This is a genomic window from Stenotrophomonas sp. 86428_Sma (genome assembly GCF_056481585.1).
Genome location: NZ_CM151156.1, coordinates 4,756,159 through 4,781,553, shown reverse-complemented (window position 1 = coordinate 4,781,553; position 25,395 = coordinate 4,756,159). Strand labels below are relative to the sequence as shown.

24 protein-coding genes are annotated in these 25,395 nt (G+C 68.9%); 23 read left to right on the top strand and 1 reads right to left on the bottom strand.

Going from position 1 to position 25,395, the window contains the following annotated elements; translation table 11 throughout:
* Nucleotides 1-85: 85 nt before the first annotated feature.
* The 23 genes from ACZK3J_RS21930 (at nucleotide 86) to ACZK3J_RS21820 (ending at nucleotide 23,357) form a co-directional block, all read left to right on the top strand.
* Complete coding sequence (locus ACZK3J_RS21930) at nucleotides 86-1,483, top strand: cytochrome ubiquinol oxidase subunit I (protein WP_049462287.1); 1,398 nt, start codon at nucleotides 86-88, stop codon at nucleotides 1,481-1,483.
* A 1-nt stretch (nucleotide 1,484) separates the two neighbouring features.
* On the top strand, nucleotides 1,485-2,498 hold the full coding sequence (gene cydB / locus ACZK3J_RS21925; protein WP_010482330.1) for a cytochrome d ubiquinol oxidase subunit II: 1,014 nt from the start codon (nucleotides 1,485-1,487) through the stop codon (nucleotides 2,496-2,498).
* Nucleotides 2,499-2,715: 217 nt separating this feature from the next.
* Nucleotides 2,716-3,459: a beta-ketoacyl synthase chain length factor gene (locus ACZK3J_RS21920; RefSeq protein WP_049398632.1), complete on the top strand. Its 744-nt coding sequence runs from the start codon at nucleotides 2,716-2,718 to the stop codon at nucleotides 3,457-3,459.
* Nucleotides 3,452-4,249 (top strand): lysophospholipid acyltransferase family protein, encoded by a 798-nt coding sequence (locus ACZK3J_RS21915; RefSeq protein ID WP_478476238.1) that lies wholly within the window; start codon nucleotides 3,452-3,454, stop codon nucleotides 4,247-4,249. Before ACZK3J_RS21920 ends, ACZK3J_RS21915 begins: the two co-directional genes overlap by 8 nt.
* On the top strand, nucleotides 4,236-4,493 hold the full coding sequence (locus ACZK3J_RS21910; protein ID WP_005411610.1) for a phosphopantetheine-binding protein: 258 nt from the start codon (nucleotides 4,236-4,238) through the stop codon (nucleotides 4,491-4,493). Before ACZK3J_RS21915 ends, ACZK3J_RS21910 begins: the two co-directional genes overlap by 14 nt.
* A 17-nt stretch (nucleotides 4,494-4,510) precedes the next feature.
* Nucleotides 4,511-4,768, top strand: a complete 258-nt coding sequence (locus ACZK3J_RS21905) for an acyl carrier protein (protein ID WP_478476237.1) — start codon at nucleotides 4,511-4,513, stop codon at nucleotides 4,766-4,768.
* A 22-nt stretch (nucleotides 4,769-4,790) separates the two neighbouring features.
* On the top strand, nucleotides 4,791-5,342 hold the full coding sequence (locus ACZK3J_RS21900) for a COG4648 family protein (RefSeq protein WP_012512473.1): 552 nt from the start codon (nucleotides 4,791-4,793) through the stop codon (nucleotides 5,340-5,342).
* Nucleotides 5,335-7,020, top strand: coding sequence for an ApeI family dehydratase (locus ACZK3J_RS21895; RefSeq protein ID WP_197655627.1), 1,686 nt, complete (start codon nucleotides 5,335-5,337; stop codon nucleotides 7,018-7,020). Before ACZK3J_RS21900 ends, ACZK3J_RS21895 begins: the two co-directional genes overlap by 8 nt.
* Nucleotides 7,010-7,780 (top strand): glycosyltransferase family 2 protein, encoded by a 771-nt coding sequence (locus ACZK3J_RS21890; RefSeq protein ID WP_049462289.1) that lies wholly within the window; start codon nucleotides 7,010-7,012, stop codon nucleotides 7,778-7,780. The genes ACZK3J_RS21895 and ACZK3J_RS21890 overlap by 11 nt, the downstream gene beginning before the upstream one ends.
* Before the next feature lies 1 nt (nucleotide 7,781).
* On the top strand, nucleotides 7,782-8,723 hold the full coding sequence (locus tag ACZK3J_RS21885) for an LpxL/LpxP family acyltransferase (RefSeq protein ID WP_049424200.1): 942 nt from the start codon (nucleotides 7,782-7,784) through the stop codon (nucleotides 8,721-8,723).
* A complete protein-coding gene (locus ACZK3J_RS21880) occupies nucleotides 8,713-10,263 on the top strand; it encodes an HAL/PAL/TAL family ammonia-lyase (RefSeq protein ID WP_049462290.1) in 1,551 nt (516 codons plus the stop codon). The genes ACZK3J_RS21885 and ACZK3J_RS21880 overlap by 11 nt, the downstream gene beginning before the upstream one ends.
* Nucleotides 10,250-10,681 (top strand): acyl-CoA thioesterase, encoded by a 432-nt coding sequence (locus ACZK3J_RS21875; RefSeq protein ID WP_049462291.1) that lies wholly within the window; start codon nucleotides 10,250-10,252, stop codon nucleotides 10,679-10,681. The genes ACZK3J_RS21880 and ACZK3J_RS21875 overlap by 14 nt, the downstream gene beginning before the upstream one ends.
* A complete protein-coding gene (locus ACZK3J_RS21870) occupies nucleotides 10,678-11,307 on the top strand; it encodes an outer membrane lipoprotein carrier protein LolA (protein ID WP_049462292.1) in 630 nt (209 codons plus the stop codon). The genes ACZK3J_RS21875 and ACZK3J_RS21870 overlap by 4 nt, the downstream gene beginning before the upstream one ends.
* The gene (locus ACZK3J_RS21865) at nucleotides 11,300-13,654 is read left to right on the top strand and encodes an MMPL family transporter (protein ID WP_049462293.1); all 2,355 of its coding nucleotides are present in this window, start codon (nucleotides 11,300-11,302) and stop codon (nucleotides 13,652-13,654) included. The genes ACZK3J_RS21870 and ACZK3J_RS21865 overlap by 8 nt, the downstream gene beginning before the upstream one ends.
* Nucleotides 13,655-13,707: 53 nt before the next feature.
* The gene (locus ACZK3J_RS21860) at nucleotides 13,708-14,958 is read left to right on the top strand and encodes an NAD(P)/FAD-dependent oxidoreductase (RefSeq protein ID WP_049462294.1); all 1,251 of its coding nucleotides are present in this window, start codon (nucleotides 13,708-13,710) and stop codon (nucleotides 14,956-14,958) included.
* On the top strand, nucleotides 14,946-15,503 hold the full coding sequence (locus ACZK3J_RS21855) for a DUF3261 domain-containing protein (protein WP_049462295.1): 558 nt from the start codon (nucleotides 14,946-14,948) through the stop codon (nucleotides 15,501-15,503). The genes ACZK3J_RS21860 and ACZK3J_RS21855 overlap by 13 nt, the downstream gene beginning before the upstream one ends.
* Complete coding sequence (locus ACZK3J_RS21850) at nucleotides 15,500-16,684, top strand: beta-ketoacyl-[acyl-carrier-protein] synthase family protein (RefSeq protein WP_049424190.1); 1,185 nt, start codon at nucleotides 15,500-15,502, stop codon at nucleotides 16,682-16,684. Before ACZK3J_RS21855 ends, ACZK3J_RS21850 begins: the two co-directional genes overlap by 4 nt.
* A complete protein-coding gene (locus tag ACZK3J_RS21845; protein WP_049462296.1) occupies nucleotides 16,681-17,136 on the top strand; it encodes a hotdog family protein in 456 nt (151 codons plus the stop codon). The genes ACZK3J_RS21850 and ACZK3J_RS21845 overlap by 4 nt, the downstream gene beginning before the upstream one ends.
* Nucleotides 17,133-17,864, top strand: a complete 732-nt coding sequence (locus ACZK3J_RS21840; RefSeq protein ID WP_012512461.1) for a 3-ketoacyl-ACP reductase FabG2 — start codon at nucleotides 17,133-17,135, stop codon at nucleotides 17,862-17,864. The genes ACZK3J_RS21845 and ACZK3J_RS21840 overlap by 4 nt, the downstream gene beginning before the upstream one ends.
* Nucleotides 17,864-19,102 carry a beta-ketoacyl-ACP synthase gene (locus tag ACZK3J_RS21835; protein ID WP_049462297.1) on the top strand — a complete coding sequence of 413 codons (1,239 nt, stop codon included), beginning with the start codon at nucleotides 17,864-17,866 and terminating at the stop codon, nucleotides 19,100-19,102. Before ACZK3J_RS21840 ends, ACZK3J_RS21835 begins: the two co-directional genes overlap by 1 nt.
* A 62-nt stretch (nucleotides 19,103-19,164) precedes the next feature.
* Nucleotides 19,165-19,605, top strand: coding sequence for a hypothetical protein (locus tag ACZK3J_RS21830; protein WP_049454153.1), 441 nt, complete (start codon nucleotides 19,165-19,167; stop codon nucleotides 19,603-19,605).
* A 160-nt stretch (nucleotides 19,606-19,765) separates the two neighbouring features.
* Nucleotides 19,766-20,026, top strand: coding sequence for a YcgL domain-containing protein (locus ACZK3J_RS21825; protein ID WP_010482302.1), 261 nt, complete (start codon nucleotides 19,766-19,768; stop codon nucleotides 20,024-20,026).
* The gene (locus ACZK3J_RS21820) at nucleotides 20,019-23,357 is read left to right on the top strand and encodes an ankyrin repeat domain-containing protein (RefSeq protein WP_049462298.1); all 3,339 of its coding nucleotides are present in this window, start codon (nucleotides 20,019-20,021) and stop codon (nucleotides 23,355-23,357) included. Before ACZK3J_RS21825 ends, ACZK3J_RS21820 begins: the two co-directional genes overlap by 8 nt.
* 126 nt (nucleotides 23,358-23,483) lie before the next feature.
* Here ACZK3J_RS21820 and ACZK3J_RS21815 read toward each other — a convergent pair whose 3' ends face one another.
* Nucleotides 23,484-25,262 (bottom strand): monovalent cation:proton antiporter-2 (CPA2) family protein, encoded by a 1,779-nt coding sequence (locus ACZK3J_RS21815; RefSeq protein ID WP_049462129.1) that lies wholly within the window; start codon nucleotides 25,260-25,262, stop codon nucleotides 23,484-23,486.
* Nucleotides 25,263-25,395: the final 133 nt, after the last annotated feature.

Here is a 25,395-nt window from a genome sequence, read left to right as displayed (position 1 = left end):
AGCGCGTCACCCGGTCGCATCCCACCTTAACGAAATCCTCCTAAAGTGGTCCGGTATCCCACCGGTCACAGGCAGGAGGCGTCCCTTGGACGCGTTGTTGTTGTCCCGGATCCAGTTCGGATTCGTCATCAGTTTCCACGTGCTGTTCCCCGCCTTCACCATCGGTACGGCCAGCTGGCTGGCCTTCATCGAATGGCGGTGGCTGCGCACGAAGTTGCCCGTGTGGCGCGAGCTGTATTTCTTCTGGCAGAAGATCTTCGCCGTGTCGTTCGGCATGGGCGTGGTCAGCGGCATCGTCATGGCCTTCCAGTTCGGCACCAACTGGCCGCGGCTGAGCGAGGTGGCCGGCACGGTCATCGGTCCGTTGCTGACCTATGAGGTGCTGACCGCGTTCTTCCTGGAAGCCAGCTTCCTCGGCGTGATGATGTTCGGCTGGGGCCGGGTCTCGCCGCGCCTGCATTTCTTCTCCACCTGCATGGTGGCGCTGGGCACGCTGTTCTCCACGTTCTGGATCCTGTCGTCCAACAGCTGGCTGCATACACCGGCCGGCTACGAGATGGTCAACGGCATCGTGCATCCGGTGGACTGGTGGCAGGTGGTGTTCAACCCCTCGTTCCCCTATCGCCTGGCCCACATGGCGCTGGGCTCGTTCATCACCACCTGTTTCGTGATCGGTGGCGTCGGCGCGTGGTACCTGCGCAAGGGCACACATGTCGAGGCCGGACGGCGCATGCTGATCGCGGCGGTGGCGTTCGCGGCGCTGACGGTGCCGGTACAGATCTTCGTCGGCGACATGCATGGCCTGAACACGCTCAAGCATCAGCCGATGAAGATCGCGGCGATGGAAGCGCACTGGCATGAAACCCAGGAAGGCGAGGGCGTACCGCTGGTGGTGTTCGCGCTGCCGAACGAGAAGGAAGAGCGCAACGACTTCGAAGTCGCCATCCCGAAGCTGGGCAGCGTGATCCTCACCCACAGCCTGGACGGCACCTTCGATCCGCTCACCTCGGTGCCGGCCAGCGAGCGGCCGCCGGTGACGCCGGTGTTCTTCGCCTTCCGCATCATGGTTGGGCTGGGCACGCTGATGCTGCTGCTGGCCTGGGTGTCGGCTTTCCAGCTGTGGCGCAGGAAGCTGCTGGATTCGCCGTGGCTGCTGCGCGGCTGGAACTGGATGCTGCCCAGCGGTTTCATCGCACTGCTGTCGGGTTGGTTCGTCACCGAGATGGGGCGCCAGCCGTGGGTGGTGTATGGCGTGCTGCGCACCGCTGATGCGGTCGGCCCGCAGAGTGCGTGGATGACGGCGTTGTCGCTGGGTGTCTATGTGGTTGGCTATGCCTTCGTGTTCGGCTGGGGCATCTGGTACCTGGTGAAGATCCTGCGCCACGGGCCGCAGCCGTATGCCGAGGGGCCGTCGCTGGACCATGGCAGCCATACCCCGGCACGTCCGTTGTCGGCCGCCGATGAACCGCTGGAGGAGCGCTGACATGGACCTGATGACCTGGCTGCCGGTGGCGTGGTTCGCGGTGATCGGCTTCGGCGTGCTGATGTACGTGGTGCTGGACGGCTTCGTGCTCGGCATCGGCATCCTTGCCCCGTTCGCCGAGGACGAGGAACAACTGGACCTGATGATGAACACCGCCGCGCCGATCTGGGACGGCAACGAGACCTGGCTGGTGCTCGGTGGCGCTGGCCTGCTGGCGGCCTTCCCCAAGGCCTATGCGGTGCTGCTGTCGGCGCTGTATCTGCCGGTGCTGCTGCTGGTGGTGGCGCTGGTATTCCGCGGCGTGGCCTTCGAGTTCCGCTTCAAGGCGCATCGATCGCGCCGGTTGTGGAGCGTGGCGTTCGGCCTCGGTTCGCTGCTGGCCACGTTTGCCCAGGGCGTGATCCTTGGCACCCTGGTGCAGGGCATCCCGCTGGTGGACGGTGTCTATCAGGGCGGGCCGTTTGCCTGGTTCAGCCCGTTCGCGATGCTGACCGGTGCCGCGCTGGTGGCCGGCTATGCGCTGCTGGGCAGCACCTGGCTGATCCTGAAGACCGAAGGGCGCGTGCAGGCGCTGGCGCGGCAGATGACCCGGCCACTGGTGGTGGCGGTGATCGCGGCGATGGGCCTGGTCAGCAGTTGGCTGCCGTTCCTCGATTCGCGGTTGATGGATCGCTGGTTCAGCGACGGCAACTTCTGGTGGCTGTCGCCGGTGCCGCTGCTGACCCTGGCGGTAGCCGCCGCGCTGTGGCGCAGTGCCACCCACCCGCGCCGTGACCTGCCGCCGTTCCTGCTCAGCCTGGCCCTGTTCGTGCTCGGCTTCCTCGGCCTGGTGCTGGGCATGTGGCCTTATCTGCTGCCACCGTCGATGACCCTGTGGCAGGCCGCCGCGCCGGCGTCGTCGCTGGGCTTCACGCTGGTCGGGCTGGTCATATTGCTGCCGGTCATCCTCGGCTATACGGCGTGGTCCTACCGGGTATTCCGCGGCAAGGTGCACGCCGACACCGGTTACCACTGATCGATTGAACACGGGGCCTGCCGGTGCCGGGCCCCCTGTTGGGGAATGTGAAACCTGCACACCCTGCGCGGGACGTGCTAGCGTGCGCTCCTTTCCGGCGGCCAGGGGGGCAGCCGGCGACGTCCTGGACGGACGCACGGCTGCAGGAACGGGGGGCCGCCGCGCGTCGCCGTAATGGCTCGTGCCTATCGTTCTCCCGTTGAAGCACCATCGCTAAATGATCGAATTCTCCATCGTCGACTGGGCCGCCTGGGCGCCCGGCCTGAGTGAGCGTAGCCAGTGGCTGGGCTGGGCCGATGCGCCGTACCCGCCGCATGGCGCGGACACGCCGGCGCTGGCCGAAGTGCCGGCGATGCAGCGCCGCCGCATCGAGCGGCTGGGCCGGATGGCGATCCAGGCCGCGTGCTGGTGCGAGGACGGGCAGGGCGCCGACAGTGACGTGCCGCTGGTGTTCGCCAGCCGCCACGGCGACGTGGCCCGTTCGATGGACCTGCTGGGCGCGCTGGTCGGCGACCAGCCGTTGTCGCCGACCGGATTCGGCCTGTCCGTGCACAACGCGATTGCCGCGCTGTATTCCATCGCCCGCGGCCACCGCGGCAACTACCTGGCGCTGGCGGCGGGCCAGGCCACGGTGGAGACGGCTTGCCTGGAGGCCGTCGGCCTGCTGGCCGACGGTGCCCGCGAGGTGCGGGTGGTGGTCTATGAGTCGCCACTTCCGGAAATTTACGCGACGTTCGCCGACGAACCCGACCCGTTCTTTGCCTGGTGCTGGCGCCTGACCGCCCCGACAGAGGGCCGGCCGACGCTGTCGCTGCAGTGGCAGCCGGCCGACGCCCAGGCCAGCACTGCGCCCGGCCTGCTGCCGCATGCGCTGGACCTGCACCGGTTCCTGTTGTCCGGCGCGCCGGCGCTGGAACACGTGGCCCACGGCCAGCGCTGGCGCTGGAGCCGCCGTGGCTGAGCTGCTGCGCCGCCTCGACCATGCCTGGCGGGTGTTTGGCACCGGCCTGAGCTTTGTCGCATTTGGCCTGGGCGGCCTGCTGCTCGGCGTTCTGGTGATGCCGGTACTGCTGCTGATGCGCGACCCGGTGGTCCGCCGCCGCCGGGCCCGCCGCGTGGTCCAGGCCGCCTTCGCCAGCCATCTGCGGCTGATGCGCGGGCTGGGGGTGATGACCTACGAGATCGAGGGCGGTGAACGCCTGCAGCGCGACGGCCTGCTGGTACTGGCCAATCACCCGACCCTGATCGACGTGGTCTGCCTGATCTCGCTGCTGCCCAACGCCGACTGCGTGGTGAAGCGGGCCGTGGCCTGCAACCCGTTCATGCGTGGCCCGGTACGGGCCGCCGGCTACATCTCCAATGACGATGGCGCCGGCCTGGTCGATGACTGCGTGGCGGCGGTACATGCCGGCGGCACCCTGGTGATCTTCCCGGAGGGCACCCGCAGCGTGCCGGGCCAGCCGCCGCGGCTGCAGCGCGGGGCCGCCAACATCGCCGTACGGGGCCGCCTGGACGTCACCCCGGTGCGGATTACCTGCAGCCCGCCAACGCTGACCAAGGGGCAGAAGTGGTATCGTGTCCCCTCACGTCGCTTTCACGTTCGGCTGCAGATCGGCGAAGATATCCCGATCGCGCCATTTCTGGCCGAAGACGACTCGCCAAGGGGGGATGCCTTGGCAGCCCGTCGCGTCAACGAGCACCTTTCTCGTTATTTCGACCTGTCTGGAGATCCGAACCGTGCAAGCACTTGAGCACGAGATCAAGGAATTGATCATTTCCTCCCTTTCGCTGGAGGACATCACGCCGGAGGACATCGATCCGACCGCCCCACTGTTCGTCGAGGGCCTCGGCCTGGATTCGATCGACGCGCTGGAGCTGGGCCTGGCGCTGCAGAAGAAGTACGGTGTGAGCCTCTCGGCCGATTCGGAAGAAACCCGTCGCCATTTCTCCAGCGTGCGCGCGCTCGGCGAGTTCGTCGCCGCCCGCCAGTCGTAACGGTGCCAGGACCTGCCATGACCAAGAATGAACTGTTCGAACGCATCGTCAGCATCCTGACCGACAGCTTCGAGATCGAAACCGCCCGGATCACCCCCGAGGCCCGCCTGTACGACGACCTGGACATCGACAGCATCGACTCGGTCGACCTGATCGTTCAGCTGAAGCCGCTGCTCGGCCGCAACCTGCAGCCGGAAGCGTTCAAGGCTGTGCGTACCGTGCAGGACATCGTCGATGTGGTGCACAGGCTGCTGCCGGACCAGGCAGCCGCCTGACCGCAGCGCCGGCGGCTCCACCATGGCACGCGCACGCACGGTCGTGGTGGCTGCGATCTCGCTGGCCTACCCGGTGCTGGTGTACCTGGCGATGGGCCGCTTCGAGCCACGCTGGTTGTCGCTGCTGCTGTTCACCCTGGCCCTGCTGCGCGCGCTGAGTACGCGTCAGCCGCTGTGGTGGGCCGCGGCCGCCGGCACCGGCCTGCTGGCGGTGCTGGCCACTGTGCTCAACCAGGCCCTGCCGCTGAAGCTGTACCCGGCGCTGGTCAACGCAGTGATGCTGGCGGTATTCGGCACCAGCCTGCGTTTCGGCCCGCCGCTGGTGGAACGCCTGGCACGGCTGCAGGAACCGGACCTGCCCCCGTTCGCGGTGGCCTATACCCGCCGCGTCACCCAGGTGTGGTGCGGCTTCTTCGTTCTCAACGGCAGCCTGGCCCTGCTGACCGCGCTGTACGCGTCGGACCGGGTCTGGATGCTCTACAACGGATTGTTGGCGTACGTGATGATGGGCGTGTTGTTCGCAGGTGAGTGGCTGGTGCGGCGGCGGGTGAAGGCGGCGCACGCGCATGGCTGAGTGGATTGCCCTGGACCGGCTGCTGCTGGAGGCGCGGCGGCATCGAAGCGTTGGCGTCTGCGATGGCGAGGTGATCGACCACGCCCGCTTCCGCCAGCGCGTACTGGCCTGGCGCGCCGCGTTTGCGGCGGCCGAAGGCCGTGACTGGGCCCTGTATTTCGATGATGCGGTGGCCTTTGCCGCTGCGTTGTTCGGTGCCTGGCATGCCGGCAAGCGGGTGTTCCTGGCTGCCGACAATCTGCCGGCCACGCTGCAGGCGCTGCAGCCGCAGGTGAGTGGTTTCGCAGGCGATGTGTCCGCCGATTATCGTCCGCTGGCGGCGCTGGACGCCGCACCGGACGAGGGTCTTCAGGCGCTGGACGAGCGCGCCTGCGAGCTGTGCGTGTTCACCTCCGGCAGCACCGGACAGCCCAGTGCGATCAACAAGCGCATGGACCAGCTGACGCGCGAGGTGGACGCACTGCAGGCTGCGTTCGGCACGCAGCTGGAAGGCGTGCAGGTGCATGGCACGGTGTCGCACCAGCACATCTATGGCCTGCTGTTCCGCGTGCTGTGGCCGCTGGCTGCCGGCCGCCTGATCCATCCACGCCGGTTCTTCCACGAAGATCTGGTGGGTGCGCTGGCCGGTACCGATACGGTGCTGGTCGCGACCCCGGCCCACCTCAAGCGCCTGCCCGGGCAGCTCGACTGGGCCAGCCTGCATGGCCGCCTGCGCGCGGTATTCTCCTCTGGCGGCCCGCTGCCGGAAGAAGCCGCACGCCAGGTGCGGCAGTGGCTGGGCGTGGCACCGACCGAGGTCTTTGGCAGCAGCGAGACCGGCGGCATCGCCTGGCGCCGCTGGGACACCGACCTGCCGCCGTGGCAGCCGCTGCCCGGCGTGCAGTGGCGCATCGAGGAGGGCTGCCTGGCGGTGGCCTCCGCACATCTGGAAACCCCGGATTGGTGGCGTACCCAGGACCGCGTTGAAGCGTTGGCCGATGGCCGCTTCCGCCTGCTGGGCCGCGCCGACCGCATCGTCAAGATTGAAGAGCGCCGCGTTTCGCTGGATGCACTGGAACGTGCGTTGCGCGAAGACGCCGAAGTGGATGACGTGCGCGTGCTGGTGCTGCCCGGGCAGCGCGAGCAGCTGGCCGCGGTGGTGGTACCGGCCGACCCGACGCTGCTGGAGGGCGGTGAGGCCGCGCGCCGCGCGCTGGGCCAGCGCCTTGGCACACGCCTGGCACAGGCTCATGACGCGGTCACCCGGCCGCGCCGCTGGCGGCTGGTGCCGGCGCTGCCGATCAACGCACAGGGCAAGGTCACCCAGGCGGCACTGGCAGCGTTGTTCCAGCCGCTGATGCCGGTGCCGGTCTGGGATCACCGCGATGCGGCCAGCGCCACGCTGCGGATGACCCTGGACCCGGCGCTGCGGCCGTTCCAGGGCCACTTCCCGCAGGCGGCGATCCTGCCCGGCGTGGCCCAGCTGGACTGGGCGGTGCGGTTTGGCCGCCAGGTGTTCGCCATGCCGGCAGTGTTCCTGCGCATGGATGCGGTGAAGTTCCAGCACGTGGCCCGCCCGGGCGATGAGCTGACCCTGCAGCTGGACTGGGATGCCGCACGCAACGTGATGGCCTTCCGTTACACCTCCAGGCACGGTGTGCATGCCAGCGGCAAAGTGGTCTTCGCCGATGCGGACTGATCCGGCCGGTGCCGGTGCCGCGTTCGCGCCACTGGTGGTGATTCCCGTCTACGACCACGAGCACGCCATCGCGGCGGTGGTCGACGGCGTGCAGGCCGCCGGCCTGCCGTGCCTGCTGGTCGACGATGGCTCGCATGAGGCGTGCGCGGCAGCACTGCGTTCGCTGGCACAGCGCCAGGGCGTCGACCTGCTGCGCCTGGACGTCAACCAGGGCAAGGGCGGGGCGATGCTGGCCGGTTTCGCCGAAGCCGGCGCGCGAGGCTACAGCCACGTGCTGCAGATCGATGCCGACGGCCAGCACGATACCCGCGATCTGCCACGCTTCATCGAAGCGGCGCGCGCCCATCCCGAGGCGGTGATCTGTGGCATTCCGGCCTACGACGCCAGCGTTCCCAAGGCGCGCCTGTATGGCCGCTACGCGACCCACATCTGGGTCTGGATCAACACACTGTCGCTGCACCTGCGCGACACCATGTGCGGCTTCCGCGTGTATCCACTGCCGCCAGTGCTGCGCCTGGTCGGCGAAGAGACCATCGGCCGGCGCATGGATTTCGATACCGAAGTGATGGTGCGCCTGTACTGGCGGCACCTGCCGGTCGAGCACCTGGCCACGCGCGTGACCTATCCATCCGATGGCGTCTCGCACTTCGATGTGTGGCGCGACAACGTGCGCATCAGCCGCATGCACACCCGCTTGTTCTTCGGCATGCTCTGGCGCGCACCGCGCCTGCTGTGGCGCCGCCTGCGGGGGCAGCGCTGAGATGGCGGCCGCGCAGGGGGCCCCGCACTGGGCCGACATCGGCGAATCGACGTCGGTGGCCGGCGTGCTGTTCCTGTGCTGGGTGCACCGCTGGTTCGGGCGCTGGCCGTTCCGCCTGTGCGTGTGGCCGGTGGTGGCCTGCCACTGGCTGGGCAACCGCGTTGGCCGCCAGGCCTCGATGCAGTACCTGCAGCGGCTGCAGGCATACAGCGGCGTGCTCGGCCGCACGCCGACCCGGGGTGACAGCCTGCGCCACTTCTTCGCGTTTGCCGACACGATGCTGGACAAGATCCTCGGCCTGGGCGGACGCTATCCGGCCGAACGCATCCACCTGCATCGCGACCTGGTGCTGGAAAAGATCGCGCGCCGCGAAGGCGGGCTGATCCTGACCGCGCACATCGGCTGCCTGGAACTGTGCCAGGTGCTGGCCGAACAGGTGCCTGGGTTCCGCATCACTGTGCTGGTGCACACCGCGCATGCGCAGCGCTTCAACCGCCTGCTGCAGCGGCTGGACCCGCTGGCGGCGGTGGAGCTGGTGCAGGTAACCGAAATGGGCCCGGCCACGGCGGTGATGCTGGCAGAGCGCGTGGCGGCCGGTGGCTTCGTCGCCATCGTCGGCGACCGCACGCCGGTGCAGGGCGGCCGCAGCGTCACTGCCGATTTCCTTGGCCACCGCGCCCCGTTCCCGATCGGCGCCTATGTGCTCGCCGCCGCGCTGGGTTGCCCGGTCTACACCATGGCCTGCCTGCACCAGGGCGAGGGCTATCGCGTGGCGTTTGAACAGTTCGCCGAACGCATCGTGCTGCCGCGTGGTTCGCGCGACGCCGCACTGGCAGAACAGGCACAGCGCTTCGCGCGCTGGCTGGAACTCCAGGTCATCCAGTCCCCGTTGGACTGGTTCAATTTCTTCCCCTTCTGGGATCAGGCTCCGCATGACGACTGACGCCGTACCCGTGTGCCGCTTTGGCGATGCACCGTTGACCATCGAAGACGTGGTTGCCCTGGCCCAGCGCCAGTGCGAGGCCGCGCTGAGCGACGCGCCGGCGTTCCGCGCGCACATCCAGCGTGGTGCCGACTTCCTCGACCGCCTGCTGCGCGAGGATGGCGTGATCTACGGTGTGACCACCGGCTATGGTGATTCGTGCACGGTGAACATCCCGCCGGCACTGGTGGCTGAACTGCCGCACCACCTGTACACCTACCACGGCTGTGGCCTGGGCCGTTACCTGGACCCGGTCGAGACCCGCGCGGTGCTGGCTGCGCGCCTGGCGTCGCTGGTGCGTGGCATGTCCGGTGTCAGTGTGCCGCTGCTGGAAGGCCTGGCCACACTGCTGCAGCACGACGTGCTGCCGATGATTCCGGCCGAGGGCTCGGTGGGTGCCAGTGGTGACCTGACCCCGCTGTCGTACGTGGCCGCGGTGCTGTGCGGCGAGCGCGAGGTGCTGCACGACGGCCGCGTGCAGCCGGCGGCGGATGTGCTGGCGAAGATCGGCATGACCCCGCTGAAGCTGCGGCCGAAGGAAGGCCTGGCGATCATGAACGGTACCGCGGTGATGACCGGCCTGGCCTGCCTGGCCTGGCAGCGCGCCGATTACCTGGCGCGCATGGCCACGCGGCTGACCGCGTTCAACGTGCTGGCCAGCGACGGCAACGCGCATCACTTCGACGAAACCCTGTTCGCCGCCAAGCCGCACCCGGGCCAGGGCCGCATCGCCGCGCGCCTGCGCAGCGACCTGCACAGCGAGCGTCCGCCGCGCAATGAACAGCGCCTGCAGGACCGCTACTCGCTGCGCTGCGCGCCGCATGTGATCGGCGTGCTGGAGGACAGCCTGCCGTTCCTGCGCCAGCTGATCGAAACCGAACTGAACAGCGCCAACGACAACCCGCTGATCGATGCTGACGGCGAGCGCATCCTGCACGGCGGTCATTTCTACGGCGGCCACATCGCGCTGGCGATGGACACCCTGAAGAACACCGTGGCCAACGTCGCCGACCTGCTCGACCGGCAGCTGGCGCTGGTGGTCGATGCCCGCTACAACCACGGCCTGCCGGCCAACCTGTCGGCGGCCACCGGCCCGCGCGCGGCCATCAACCATGGCCTGAAGGCGCTGCAGATCAGCGTTTCGGCATGGACCGCCGAAGCGCTGAAGCAGACCATGCCGGCCAGCGTGTTCTCGCGCTCCACCGAATGCCACAACCAGGACAAGGTCAGCATGGGCACCATTGCCGCGCGCGATTGCCTGCGCGTGATCGAGCTGACTGAACAGGTAGTGGCCGCGATGCTGATCGCTGCCCGCCAGGGCCTGGCGCTGCGCGAACGGGTTGGCCTGAACGCGCAGCTGCATGGCAGTCTGGCCGACATGTACGCCGACCTGGGGCAGCGCATCGCCCTGGTTGAAGAAGACCGCGCGCTGGATCGCGAACTGCGGGAACTGCTGGTGGAGATCCGCGCGCAACGTTGGGAGCTGTATGCCGGTGAATGAAGCAATCGAACGGGCCGGCGAGATTTCGCTGACCCCGGCCTTCCATGACTGCGATCCGATGAACGTGGTCTGGCATGGCAACTACTTCAAGTACTTCGAGATCGCGCGCTGCGCGCTGCTCGGCCGCTACGACTACGACTACCCGCAGATGCTCGAATCGGGCTACCTGTGGCCGGTGGTCGATGCGCGGGTGAAGTACGTGCGTCCGTTGCTGTTCAACCAGGCCCTGCGCGTGATCGCGCGCATCGTGGAATGGGAGAACCGGCTGAAGATCGAGTACGAGATCGTCGATGCGCAGAGCGGCCAGGTGCTGACCCGCGCGATGACCATCCAGGTTGCGGTGGACGCTGCCAGCAAGGAAATGCTGTACCAGTGCCCGCCGGTATTGTGGGAACGCCTGGGAGTGCCTGCGCCATGAGCCGAGCGAACCGTTTCGCCCGTGCGCTGCTGTGCGCGCTGCTGCTGGTGGCCGCACCGCTGGTGCAGGCCGCCGATCCGGCCATCGATGCGATCACCCAGGCGGTGGCGCGGCCGGATGTGCTGCGTGGCCAGTTCAGCCAGGAAAAGCAGGTCAGCGGCTTCAAGAATCCGCTGCGTTCGCAGGGCCGCTTCGTGGTCGCGCGTCAGCACGGCGTGATCTGGTCCACGCTCAAGCCGTTCCCCTCCGAGGTGGTGGTCACCGCCGACCGCATCCTCAGCCGCCAGCGCGATGGCAGCACCCGCGTCGAACTCGATGCACGGCAGCAACCGGCGATGCGTTCGGTGAACGCGATCATGTTCGCGCTGATGAGTGGCGACGTGCAGGCGCTGTCCAGCCAGTTCAACGTGGCGGCCAGCCGTGAAGGGCAGGGCTGGCGGCTGCGGCTGACGCCGAAGTCGGCGATGCTGGCCAAGGCGTTCCAGTCGCTGACCCTGCAGGGTGACCGCTACGTGCGCCAGGTCGAGATCGTCGAGGCCAACAAGGACCGCACGCAGATCCAGTTCAGCGCATTGAGCGAGGCACCGGCCACGCTCAACGCCGACGAGGCGCGCCGCTTTGAGTGAGGGTGCAGCATCGAACGCGCCGGACCGGTTGCGGCGCTGGTGGCACTGGCTGGGCATCGCCTGGCTGCTGGTGCTGGTGGTACTGGGCGCGCAGCAGTGGCACCTGTGGAGCCAGCAATCGCGGATCGACACCGACATCCTCGCCCTGCTGCCGCAGGATGCACACGACCGTCTGTTGAGCGATGTCACCCGGCGCATTGCCGATGGCAGTTCGCGGCAGGTGGTGGTGCTGCTGGGCGGCAAGGACGGCGCTGCCGCCAAGCGTGCGCAGGCCGCGTTTGCTGCAGCCATGGCCAAGGACGCCGATCACGCCCTGCTGGTACCCAGCGGCTCGATCGAAGGCTGGTTCGATGAGGCGCGCGCGTTCTACGCGCCGTACCGTGACCGCCTGCTGACCCCGGCCCAGCGCGAGCAGCTGCAGGGCAGCGAGCCGGGCGCGCTGGCCGAACAGGCGTTGGCCGCGCTGTACGGCCCGATGGGCGCGCCGCGCCTGACCGACTGGCGGCAGGACCCGTTGTCGCTGTGGCCGCAATGGTGGCAGCAGCAGGCGCAGGGGTCGGGGCTGCGGTTGGGCGATGACGGCCTGCTTGAAGCCGAGGGCAGGCACTGGGCCGTGCTGCAGTTCGATACGCCCGGCTCGGCGTTCCAGCTGGATGGCGAGCGCCATCTCGATGGCCTGCTGGAACGTGCCGGGCAGGCCGCAAAAGCAGCGGCGCCGGAGCTGGAAATCCTGCACGCCGGCGTGCCGCTGCATGCCGAGGCCGCCGCGGTGCAGGCCAACCAGGAGATCAACACCATCGGTTGGGGGTCGCTGGCGGCGGTGCTGCTGCTGGTGTGGCTGGCATTCCGCTCGCTGCGGCCGATCCTGCTGGTCGCCGCCTCACTGCTGATCGGTTGTGGCGTGGCGCTGGCGGTGACCGTGCTGGTGTTCGGCAAGGTGCACGTGCTGACCCTGGTGTTCGGTGCATCGCTGGTGGGCGTGGCCGAGGACTACGGCATTCACTGGTTCGCCTCGCGCCAGGCCGAGCCGGCCGATCGTCGCTGGAAACTGCTGCGGCATCTGCTGCCTGGCCTGTGGCTGGCCCTGCTGACCAGTGCGCTGGCCTACCTGGCATTGGGCCTGGCCCCGTTCCCGGGCCTGCGCCAGATGGCGCTGTTCTCGGTGGTCGGCCTGGCTGCCGCCTTCCTCACGGTGATCTTCTGGTTCCCGTGGCTGGATGGTGGCGAGATCCGCCAGACCCGCTTCTCGCAGTGGCTGGGCAACACGCTGGAGCGTTTCCCGCGCCTGCATGGCCGCCGCGCGGTGACGATGTTCGTGGTGATCACGCTGGCACTGTCTGCCATCGGCATCGCGCGCCTGCAGAGCAACGACGACCTGCGCAGCCTGCAGTCGTCGCCGCCGGCATTGATGGCGCAGCAGATCCGCCTGAGCCAGTTGCTGGGCATGCCCAGCCCGGCGCAGTTCTACCTGGTGCAGGGTGCCGATGCCGCGCAGCTGCTGCAGCGCGAAGAAGCGCTGACCGAACGCCTGCGTGTATTGGCCAACGACAAGCGCATTGGTGGCTATCGCGCGATCAGCGATTGGCTGCCGTCGCCGTCGCGCCAGCAGGCCGATGCCGCGCTGACCGCGAGGGTGGAACCCGGCGTGCTGTCGGCCGTGTCCGAGGCCGTGGGCGAGCCGCTGCAGCGACCGCAGTTCGCGGCCGCACCACTCAGCGCCGAAGCCTTCCTGGCCTCGCCGGCCTCGCAGCCGTTCCGTCACCTGTGGGTGGGTGAGGTCGGTGAGCAGATGATCAGCGTGGTGATGGTCGATGACCTGTCGCGTGCCGATGCGCTGGCCACCCTGCAGGGTGCGGCCGAAGGCCTGCCGGGCGTGCGCTGGGTGGACCGTACTGCCGACTTCTCCACGCTGCTGGGCCACTACCGCAAGCTGATGGGTGGGCTGCTGCTGGTCGGCATCGCGCTGGTGTTCGGCGCGCTGTGGCTGCGCTACCGCCGCCAGGCCTGGCGCGTGTTCGCACCGACCCTGATTGCCGGTGCCTTGACCCTGGGCCTGCTGGGTCTGTTCGGCCAGCCGCTGCAGCTGTTCAACGTGCTGGCACTGATGCTGCTGCTGGGCATGGGCATTGACTACGGCATCTTCCTGATCGAGCACCGTGGCGATGCCAGCGCCTGGCTGGCAGTGTGCGTGGGCGCGGCCAGCACCTGGCTGTCGTTCGGCCTGCTGGGCCTGTCGCAGACCCCAGCGCTGCGCGCGTTCGGCCTGACCCTGCTGTTCGGCATCGGCCTGGTCTGGCTGATCTCGCCGCTGTTCCGGCCGCCGCCACATGACCTGCCGCCAGCTTGAACCTGTCTTCCGACTTCCTTCTTTCCACCTGATCGAGCAACAAGGACGCACCGATGAATACTGCTGTGGATGCTGTCGAACGTACTGAAATCCTGATCATCGGTGCGGGCCCGGCCGGCTCGGTGGCCGCGGCGATGCTGCGCCAGCAGGGCCGCCAGGTGCTGATGCTGGAGCGCCAGCAGTTCCCGCGCTTCTCGATCGGTGAAAGCCTGCTGCCGCAGAGCATGGAGTACATCGAAGCGGCAGGCCTGCTGCAGGACGTGGTCGAAGCGGGCTTCCAGCACAAGAACGGCGCCGCGTTCGTGCATGGCGAGGCGCGCACCGCGTTCGACTTCAGGAAGAAGTTCTCGCCAGGTTGGGGCACCACCTACCAGGTGCAGCGCGCCGACTTCGACAACGTGCTGGCGCGCGGCGCCGAACGCATGGGCACCACGCTGCGCTTCGGTGATGAAGTGCTGTCGGTTGAAGCGGGCGAGCAGCCGGCGGTGACCGTGCGCCGTCCGGACGGCAGCGAGTACCGCATCGAAGCCGATTTCATCCTCGATGCATCCGGTTTCGCACGCCTGCTGCCGCGCCTGCTGCAGCTGGAATCGCCGTCCAACTTCCCGGTGCGCGGCGCGATCTTCTGCCACGTGCGCGACAACATTCCGGCCGAAGCGGACTTCGATCGCAACAAGATCCTGATCACCACCCATCCCGAGCACATCGACGTCTGGTACTGGACGATCCCGTTCTCCAACGGCTGCTGCTCGCTGGGCGTGGTCGCCGAGCCGTCGTTCTTCGAGCGCTACGAGGGCGACGACCTGCAGAAGCTGCAGGCCATCGTCGGCGAGGACCCCAACCTGACCCGGCTGCTGGCCAACGCCGAATGGGCGGTGCTGCCGGTGCGCCGCATCACCGGTTACTCGGCCAATGTCAGCTCGTTGTGGGGCCCGGGCTACGCCCTGCTGGGCAATGCCGGCGAGTTCCTCGACCCGGTGTTCTCCTCCGGCGTCACCATCGCCTTCAAGTCCGCGCAGCTGGCCAGCGAATGCCTGGCGCGCCGCTATGCCGGCGAAACCGTCGACTGGGAAGCTGAATTCTCGATCCCGCTGCGTGCCGGCGTGAAGACCTTCCGCCGCTTCGTTGAAAGCTGGTACGAGGGCGGCTTCCAGAAGATCATCTACCACCCGCAGCAGCAGCCCGAAGTACGCGACATGATCAGTTCCATCCTGGCCGGCTACGCCTGGGACACCAACAACCCGTATGTGGCCGACGAAAGCGGCCGCCGCATGCGCGTGCTGGAGCAGCTGTGCAGCGCCTGATCGCCCGTACCGCGGCCGTGCTGCTGTGCCTGCTGCTGGCCGCCTGTGCCGGCCGCATGCCCAAGCCATTGGTGGAACTGCCGCCGCTGCGCCTGTCGCCGGCCAGCCTGCCGGCGCCGCTGGCATTGCAGCAGCAGCTGCATTTCCGTTTCGGTACGCATGAGCGCGACCTGGATGCTCTGCTGGAAGCCGATGCGCAGCAGGTGCAGCTGGCGGTGCAGGCGATGGGCCAGACCGGCGTGCGCCTGCAGTGGGACGGCCAGCAGCTGACCCAGCAGCGCGCACCGTGGCTGCCGCCGCAGGTGCGTGCCGAGCGCGTGCTGGATGACCTGCAGTTCGCGCTGTGGCCGACCGCGGCCATTGCCGCCGCGTTGCCGGCAGGTTGGCAGGTCAGCGATGACCGCCGGCAGCGCAGCCTGTCGCGCGACGGCACGGTGTGGCTGCAGCTGCAGCGCCTGGACGATGGCAGCGTGCAGCTGGACAACCGCGCCGAAGGCTACGCCCTGCGCATCGAATCGATCGACATGGCCGGGCAGGACCGATGAGTGCACCGATCTACCTGAACGACCTGGGCGTGGTCTGTGCGCTCGGCGATGGCCGCGCCGCGGTCGCGTCGGCGATGTTCGCTGATGTGCCGGGTGGGCTCAGCGACAACGACAGCCTGCTGCCGGGGCGCACCCTGGCGCTGGGAGAGGTGCGCACGCCGCTGCCGGCGCTGGAGGACCTGCCGGTGGCCCTGCGCGGGCGCAACAACGCCCTGCTGGACGTGGCACTGGCGCAGATCGCACCAGCGGTGGCCGCCGCGATCGCCCGCCATGGTGCCGAGCGTGTGGCGGTGGTGCTGGGCACCAGCACCTCGGGCATTGGTGAATCCGAGCAGGCCCTGCGCACCCACGCCGAACAGGGCCAGTGGCCGCAGGGCTTCGATTACGCCCAGCAGGAAATGGGCACCGCCGCGCAGTTCGTGCGCCAGCGCAGTGGTGCACAGGGGCCGGCATGGACCCTGTCCACCGCCTGCTCGTCCAGCGCCAAGGCGCTGATGTCGGCCGCGCGCATGCTGCGCGCCGGCATCGTCGATGCGGTGATTGCCGGCGGTGCCGATTCGCTGTGCCGCTTCACCGTGGCCGGCTTCAGCGCGCTGGAATCGGTGTCGGCACTGCGCTGCAATCCGTTCTCGCAGCACCGCTCCGGCATCAACATCGGCGAGGGCGCCGCGCTGTTCCTGCTTACCCGCGAGCCGGGTCCGGTGTGCCTGGCCGGGTGGGGCGAATCGGCCGATGCCCATCACATGTCCGCCCCCGATCCGCAGGGGATGGGGGCCATCGACGCCCTGCAGCAGGCGCTGCTGCGCGCCGGCTGGGGCGCCGACGAAGTGGATTACGTGAACCTGCATGGCACCGCCACCGGGCACAACGATGCGATGGAAAGCCTGGCGGTCTCGCAGGTGCTGGGCAACGGCGTGCCGGCCAGTTCGACCAAGCCGCTGACCGGCCATACGCTGGGTGCCTCGGGCGCGATCGAGGCGGCGCTGTGCTGGATCCTGCTGGCCGAGAACCCACAGCAGCAGCTGCCGCCGCACTGGTGGGACGGCGTGCCCGACCCCGCACTGCCGGTGCTGCCGCTGGTCGCGCCGGGCTCCTGCCTGGCGCAGGCGCCGCGGCGGGTGCTGAGCAATTCGTTCGCCTTCGGCGGCAGCAATGCCGTGCTGGCACTGGAGCGTCGATGAACACGCTGTACGCGATCGAGGACGTGGTGCCGCACCGCCAGGACATGTGCCTGCTGGAGCGCATCACGCAGTGGGACCAGGACACCCTCGAGGCTGAACTGGTGGTGCCCGAATCCGGCCTGTTCGTGGAGAACGGCGAAGTGCCGGCGTGGGTCGGCATCGAATACATGGCGCAGGCCATCGCGGCCTGGGCCGGCTGCCGCGCGCGTGCGGCCGGCAAGCCGCAGCAGCTGGGCTTCCTGCTCGGCAGCCGCCGCTACAGCAGCGCGCGCAGCAGCTTCCCCAGCGGTTCGCGGCTGCGCGTACAGGCGCGCTGCGAGCTGTTGGGTGACAATGGATTGGGGATGTTCGCCTGCCGCATCCTGGCGGGCGAGGACGAATGGGCGACAGCCAACGTGTCGGTGTTCGAACCGGCCGACGCGATGGCCTATCTGGAGAGTGGACAGGCATGACAGGGAATCGAAGCGTGCTGGTGACCGGCGCCAGCCGGGGCATCGGCCGGGCCATCGCGCTGCGCATCGCGCGCGATGGCTTCGACGTGGTGGTGCATTGCCGCAGCCGCCTGGAAGAGGCACAGGCCGTGGTGGCCGAGATCCAGGCCATGGGCCAGCAGGCCCGCGTGCTGGCGTTCGACGTAGCCGACCGCGAGGCCGCACGCGCCGCGCTGGAGGCCGATGTCGAAGCGCACGGCGCGTACTACGGCGTGGTCTGCAATGCCGGTATTGCCCGTGATGGCGCCTTCCCGGCGCTGTCGGCGGAGGATTGGGACCAGGTCATCCACACCAACCTGGATGGCTTCTACAACGTGCTGCATCCGCTGATCATGCCGATGGTGCGGCGGCGCAAGCCGGGCCGCATCGTCACCCTGTCGTCGGTGTCCGGGCTGGCCGGCAACCGCGGCCAGGTCAACTACAGTGCCGCCAAGGCCGGCATCATCGGTGCCACCAAGGCGCTGGCACTGGAACTGGCCAGCCGCCAGATCACCGTCAACTGCGTGGCCCCGGGCCTGATCGAGACCGAAATGCTCAACGATGAAGTGATCGAACACGCGCTCAAGCTGATTCCCGCCGGCCGCGTCGGTCGTCCCGACGAAGTGGCGGCCACGGTGGCGTTCCTGCTGTCCGAGCCGGCCGGCTACATCACCCGCCAGGTGATCTCGGTGAACGGAGGCATGCTCTGATGGCTGCCGATCGTCGCGTGGTGGTCACCGGTGCGGCCGCCATCAGTCCGCTCGGCCACGACTGGCCCACCATCGAAGCGCACCTGCGCAGCTGCCGCAATGCCGTGCGCACGATGCCCGAATGGGATGTCTATGCCGGCCTGAACACCAAGCTGGCCGCGCCGGCGCAGGACTTCGAGCTGCCGCCGAACTACAACCGCAAGACCACCCGCTCGATGGGCAAGGTCGCGATCATGTCGGTGCGCGCCACCGAGGTGGCACTGCGCGAGGCTGGCCTGCACGAGCACCCGGTGCTGCGCAGTGGCCGTACCGGCGTGGCCTACGGTTCGTCCTCGGGCAGCCACGAGGCCACCGGTGAATTCGGCCGCATGCTCAACGAGTTCACCACCGACGGCATCAGTGCCACCACCTACCTGAAGATGATGAGCCACACCGCGCCGGTCAACATCGGTGTGTTCTTTGGTTTGTCCGGGCGCGTCTACACCACCTCCAGTGCCTGCACCTCGGGCAGCCAGGGCGTGGGCGCGGCCTACGAAGCGATCCGCAGCGGCAAGCAGACGGTGATGGTGGCTGGCGGTGCCGAGCAGCTCGATGCCACTGCCGCGGCAGTGTTCGACACCCTGTTCGCCACCAGTGTGCGCAATGATGCGCCGCAGACCACGCCGCGCCCGTTCGATGCCGGCCGCGATGGCCTGGTGCTGGGCGAGGGTGCCTGCACGCTGATCCTGGAAGACCTGGAGCACGCGCAGGCGCGCGGTGCCACCATCCTTGCCGAGGTGGTCGGCTACGGCACCAACAGCGATGGCCAGCACGTCACCCAGCCCAGTGCCGACACCATGGCCCAGGCCATGCGCCTGGCGCTGGAGGATGCCGGGCTGGACGCGGCGCAGATCGACTACGTCAACGCCCACGGCACCGCCACCGACCACGGTGACATCGCCGAGACCCAGGCCACCGCGCAGGTGTTCGGCAGCCGCATGCCGATCAGCTCGCTGAAGAGCTACGTCGGCCACATGCTGGGCGCCTGTGGTGCGTTCGAGGCCTGGATGAGCATCGAGATGATGCGCGCCGGCTGGTTCGCGCCCACCCTGAACCTGGCCGAGGTCGATCCACGCTGCGGCCAGCTCGACTTCATCACCGGGCAGGGCCGTGAACTGCAGGCTGAGTACGTGATGAGCAACAACTTCGCCTTCGGTGGCATCAACACCTCGCTGGTGTTCCGCCGCTGGAGCGAGTGATCCACCGCCCCACCACCGCTGTTCCCGCAACCTACCCGCACCCTCGACAAGGAGATGTTCCGATGCGCCGCACCCTGATGATCGCCACGGCCACCGCGCTGCTGGCCCTGACCTCCACCGCCTCCGCCCGCGACACCCGCGTGGAGCAGTCCCTGCAGGAACTGGTCAGCTCGCAGGCTGCCAAGGACGCCGGCATCGACGGCAGCGTCCGCTTCTACCTGGCCGGCCAGCCGGTCAGCGTGCAGCAGCGCCTGGGCGAAGACGTGACCAACAAGAAGACCAACGCCGCCAACAAGAGCGACGCCGAGGCCTGCCGCTGGGTTGCGCTGTCGGCGCTGCGCGCGCTGCAGGACGGTGCCAAGTCGCGCGGTGCCAACGCCGTGGTCGACATCGTCAGCTACTACAAGAAGAACGAGTTCAAGAGCAGCACCAACTACGAATGCTATGCCGGTGCGATCCTCGCCGGTGTCGCGCTGAAGGGCACCTACGCCAAGGTCAAGTAAGCGCCCGTGCGGCGGCGGCGTTGGCTGAACGCCGCCGCCACATTGCTGAATCCCGCCGGGGAAACGCCGCCGATCACGCCGCCATCGTCGGCTGACGGCTTTCCCCGGTGTCGGCTTTCCGACACAATCATGGCTCTTCCCGGGTTATCGTCCCGCGGACATGCACGCCTACGTCTATAAAAGCCAACTCAAGCCGGACACCTACGTCTACGTTCCCCGTCGCGATGATTTCAGCGCGCTGCCTGCGCCGCTGCTCACCTCGCTGGGGACGCTCGCCTTCGTCCTGGACGTGGCCCTGGATGCCCAGCGCCGCCTGGCCCAGGCCGATCCGGAAAAGGTCCGCAGCGAAATGAGCGAGCGCGGGTTCTACCTGCAGGTGCCGCCATCGGTGGCCAGCCTGATGCCGCGCCACTATGACTGACACGTCCCGTCCGCGCGCCCTGTCGATCGCCTTCGCCGTGGGTGCCGTGCTGGCGCTGGGCGCCGCTGTGGGCGGCGTTCCAGGCGCCATCCTTGCGGCACTGGCGCAGCCGGCGTTCGCGCTGGGTGTGTCGTGGTGGCGTCGCAGCCGCGCGCTGCTGCCGCTGAAGATCGTCGCGCGCCAGGACCTGCCGGCGCTGCTGGCGTTGTGGACGGCAGCGCCGCTGTTGCTGGCGCTGCTGCTGGCCTGGCCGCTGGCGGCGCTGCGTGACAGCGGCAGCCTGGCCGCGGTGCTGGGCCTGAGCGTGCTGGTCAGTGCCGGCCTGCTGGCGGCCTGGCGCACCTGGCCGCTGTGGAACGATGTCGAACGCCTGGATGGCAATCTCGCCCAGCATTGGCAGGCGCTGGCCGGACGCGACCTGACCGCCTGGCGCGGTCTCGGTGTCGCCGCGCTGGTGATCGCGCTGGCCGCGCTGGTGGTGCTGCCGGCCTGGCCGGGCCTGTTGCCGGAAGGCGCGCGCTGGCCCGCCGCGCTGGCGGTGGTGCTGCTGTCGCCGGTGCTGCACCTGCTGCTGCAGCGGGTCGCGCCCGCGCCGCTGGTGTCGCTGCGCCCCAGCCCGTTCGCAGCGGCCAGCAGCGAACAGGAACCGATGTTCCCCGCTGCGGCCGAAACCGCGCCGCTGGAGGCGATGGCGCCGCAGGAACTGACACCGGCGCTGTATGAAGCCGCGCGCCAGGGTCGCATCGACCGCGGCCTGCAGCTGCTTCAGGCCGGTGCCGATCCGTATGCGCTACCGGACCCGAACTGGCGCGACCAGCGCAGCCTGGCGGTGCTGGCGGCGGTGCTGCCGGACCTGCGCCTGCTGCGCGAACTGATCGCCCGCGGCGTCGATGTGAATGCGCCGCACCGGGGCATGACCCCGCTGCTGGCCGCCACCCGCGACAGCTGGCACGGCCGTCCCGAAGCGGTGATGACCCTGCTCGCCAACGGTGCCGATTCGCGTGCCATCGACAGCGATGGCAACACCCCGCTGCACCATGCCGCACGCAGTTCCGACCCGGGCGTGGCCGCGCTGCTGCGCGATGCCGCCGCCGAAGTCGACGCGCTGAACAACGAGGGCTGGTCGCCGCTGGCCGTGGCCTGCCAGGTCGGCAACTGGCGCCTGGCCCGCTTCCTGCTCGAACGCGGTGCGCGCAGCGAACCGGCCGAGGGTACGCCGGTGCTGCTGGCCGCCGCCGCCACCGAAGACGACGATCCGGCCGGCGTGCAGCTGCTGCTCAAGCACAAGGCGCGGGCTGACGCGCGTGATCGCCAGCGCCGCAGCGCGCTGCATGAGGCCGCACTGGCTGGCCACGTCGAGATCATCGGCGTGCTGCTGGGTGCCGGTGCCAATCTGGAAGCGCGCGATGCGCTGGGCCGTACGCCGTGGCTGGAAGCTGCCCGTGCCGGTCGCGCTGCCGTGGTCGAGCATCTGCTGCCGCACAAGCCGGATCTGGTTGCGGTGGACGGCGAAGGCCGCAATGCGGTGCAGTTGGCGGCGATGGCCGAGGATGTCTCGCCATTGCTGATCAAGCGCCTGGTCGAGCTGGGCATCGCCGCCGACACCACCGATCCGGTTGGCCGCCGTGCGGTGGACTACGCCGCCGAAGCCGGTCGCTGGGCGATTGTGGCCCTGCTGGACCCGTCCTATCCGTTGCCGGCCGCCGTCAGTGATGGCCTGGCCGAGCGCGGCGAAGCCGCCAGCGCCAGTGGCCTGCTGCCGGACCGTCCGCCGCTGACCCTGCTGCGCGAAGCGCTGGGCTTCGGCAACACCGATGGCATGGCCGCGCTGGCCAAGCTGTGCCAGCCGGAAGAACTGGGTGGCCTGCTGCTCGATCCGGAACTGGCACTGGAGCCGCGTGCGGTCGATTGGCTGCTGGGCCACGGCGCCGATCCCTACGTGCGTGACGCCTGCTCCGACACGCCGATGTTCGCGCTGCTGTCGCGCGGCATCGATGCGGTGCCGGCGTTGCAGGTCATGCTGCAGCGCGGCCTGTCGCCAGCCGGACGCGGTGGCCTGGCGCGCTTCCTTGCCGCCTGCGCACAGCACGATCAGGCCGCCCGCGGCCTGGAGCAGCTGGCGCTGGAACTGCTGGAACGTGGTGCCGATCCGTTCGCGGCCTCGCCGGCGGGTGACCCGCCGTTGTCGCTGGCAGTGCGCCTGGGCTGGCTGCGCCTGCAGCAGGCCCTGCTCAAGGCCGGTGTCGATCGTGAAGCGCGTGACAGCCATGGCATGACCGCATTGCATCTGGCCACCGCATTGGCCCGCGAAGGCGCGCTGAAGCTGCTGGTGCAGCACGGTGCCTCGCCGGAAGCCCGTGCCGCCGACGGCCAGACGCCGCTGGGCGTGGCGCTGTCGATCGGTCGCCGTGACCTGGCCGACTGGCTGGACTGGCGGGTGTGGCCGTTGCCGCGCCGTACTCTGCGCGAGGCCGATCTGCCGGCCGCCGCGATGGCCGGTGATGTGGATGCGGTGCGCCGCCTGATCGATCTGGGATTTGCTGTTGACGCGGTCGATGCACAGGGCTGCACTGCGCTGCTGCGTGCGGCCGGTGGTGGTCACCTGGCGGTGACCGACCTGCTGCTGGCGCGTGGCGCCGATCCGCAGCATGCCGCGGCCAGTGGTGCGACGCCGCTGTCGGCGGCGGTCAGCATGCGCCAAGTGGATATCGTGTCGGCCCTGCTCGATGCCGGCGCCAAGCTGGAACACCGCCTGCCGGGTGGGGTGACCGTGCTGATGCTGGCCTCGGCGCTGGGCCTGCCGGACATCGTCGCGCGCCTGCTCACCGCCGGTGCCGACGTGCATGCCGGTGACGCGCAGCAGCTGGGCCCGCTGCACTGTGCCGCGCTGTACGGTTTCAGTGCCCGCGACCGCTCGCGTTTGCTGGCCCTGCTCGACACCCTGCTGCTGGCCGGTGCCGAACCGGACCAGGCCGCCGCCGGTTCGGTCACGCCGCTGCTGCTGCTGCTGGGTGCGCGTGCCGAGCCGGGTACCGCCTGCGACGAGCAGGTGGTGATGGCGGCGGTAGAGCGCCTGCTGGACGAGGACGTGAGCCTGGACGTGCGTGATCCGCGCGGTTTCGGCCCGCTGCATCTGGCCGCCCTGCACGGCCTGCCACTGCTGGTGCAGCGCCTGCTGCGCGCCGGTGCCGATCCGGAAGTGCGCGACAGCCTCAACCGCAGCCCGCGCGAGATCGCGGTGATGCGTGGCTTCATTGATGTGGCCGGCGAGTTCGAGCCGCGCGTGCCGGGCGTTTCGTCGATGGCGCGGTTCCTGCGCGACAACGGCTGATCGCTGGAAATGGGTAGTGCCGGCCGCTGGCCGGCAACCTCATGAAACCACCGGAATCTCGAGGCTGCCGGCCAGCGGCCGGCACTACCGCAATCTGTGGTGGGTGCCGACCGTTGGTCGGCACGCCTACTTGCCGTCGCTTTCCGCGTCGGCCTCGAACAGGTGCATCAGGTCGTTGCGTGCATCGCGCGAGGTCTGGATCACCGCCGCCTCGTCGTCGTACACCAGGTACTGGTCGCGCAGCAGCTGCTCGTCGTGCTCACGGAAGCGCTGCACGTGGCGTTCAGCCACTTCAGGTGCAACACCCAATGCAGTCAGCACGCGCCCGCTCATTTCCAGGCTGGTGCCGAACACTTCGCGGAACGGCTCAGCCGACATGTCCATCAGGCGCCACGCATGCTGGCGGTTGCGTGCACGCGCCAGCACCTTCGCGTCCGGGTACAGCCGGCGCACCATGCGCACTGCACGCAGGTTGGTCTCCGGGTCGTCCACGGTGATCACGAACACATCGATGTGCTCGCCGCCGGCCGCGCGCAGCATCTCCGGCCGGGTCGGGTCGCCGTAGTACAGCTGGTTGCCGAAGCGGCGCAGGTCGGCCACGGTATCGGGGTTCGCTTCCAGTGCCACGAACGGCACCTTCTGCGCGGTCAGCAGGCGCGCGATGACCTGGCCGAAGCGGCCCATGCCGGCGATCAGCACCTTCGGCCGGTTGTCCGGCGCCACCTTGTCGGCCTCGGCTGCCTCGCGCGGCGTTGCCTTCTCCTGGCCGAGCAGCTTGAGCAGCGCGATCATCAGCAGTGGCGTGATCGCCATCGACAGGCCGACGATCGCCACCAGGCGGTCATGGTTGGCGTTGCCCAGCAGGTGCGCGCGCTGCGCTTCGTTGAACACCACGAAGGCGAACTCGCCGCCCAGCCACAGCACGCTGCCCAGTAGCAGCGAGTGCCGTGAACTGAGCTTTGCGATGCGCCCGATCACGTACAGCAGGCTGAATTTGACCACCAGCAGGATCGCCACGCCGGCGGCGATCAGCCACGGCTCGGCAACGATGCGGTCGAGGTCGATGCCCATGCCCACCGCAATGAAGAACAGGCCCAGCAGCAGCCCCTTGAACGGCTCGATCTGCGCTTCCAGTTCGTGCCGGAACTCCGAATCGGACAGCAGCACGCCGGCCAGGAACGCGCCCAGGCTGGGGCTGAGGCCGGCCTCCTGCATGAACCAGGCGGTGCCCAGCACCACCAGCAGTGCGGTGGCGGTGAATACTTCCGGGCTGCGGGTACGCGCGATGATGCCGAACACCCTGCGCAGCACCGGTCGCCCGCACAGGATCACCACCGCCAGCGCGCCGAGGGCCACGGCGGCGTCTTCCCAGCGCAGGGTCTCGTTCTTTACCCCGCCCAGCAGCGGGATGGCCGCCAGCAGCGGAATCGCGATCAGGTCCTGGAACAGCAGGATGGCGAACCCGAGCCGGCCATGGTCGCTGTTGATCGACTTGTGTTCTGACAGCAGCTGCAGGCCGACCGCGGTGGATGACAGCGCCAGCGCCACGCCCACCACCAGCGCGCTTTTCCACTGGAAATGGTCGAGCAGCAGCAGGCCGCCCAGCACCAGCCCGGACAGCGCCACCTGTGCCGCACCGGCACCAAACACCGAGCGCCGCATCACCTTCAGGCGGGCCGGCGACAGTTCCAGACCGATCACGAACAGCAGCATCACCACGCCGATCTCGGCGGCGCCGAGGATGCGGTCGGCGTCCTGCACGAAGCCCAGCCCGTCCGGGCCCAGCACCACACCGGCCGCCAGGTAGCCCAGCACCGCGCCGAAGCCGAACTTCTTGAACACCGGCACGGCGATGACCGCCGCCAGCAGCAGCACCAGGGCCAGTTCCAGACCACCGCTATGCATGGGAATACCTGGTCATCGGGGAAGCCCGCAGTGCGTCCGTTCGGGTGGGGGAAGGGGAGGCGAGTGCCACCGCGTCATTATGCGCGCCGGCCTGTGTATGCACGAGAACAACCTGCCGGGCAGGCGCCCTGCG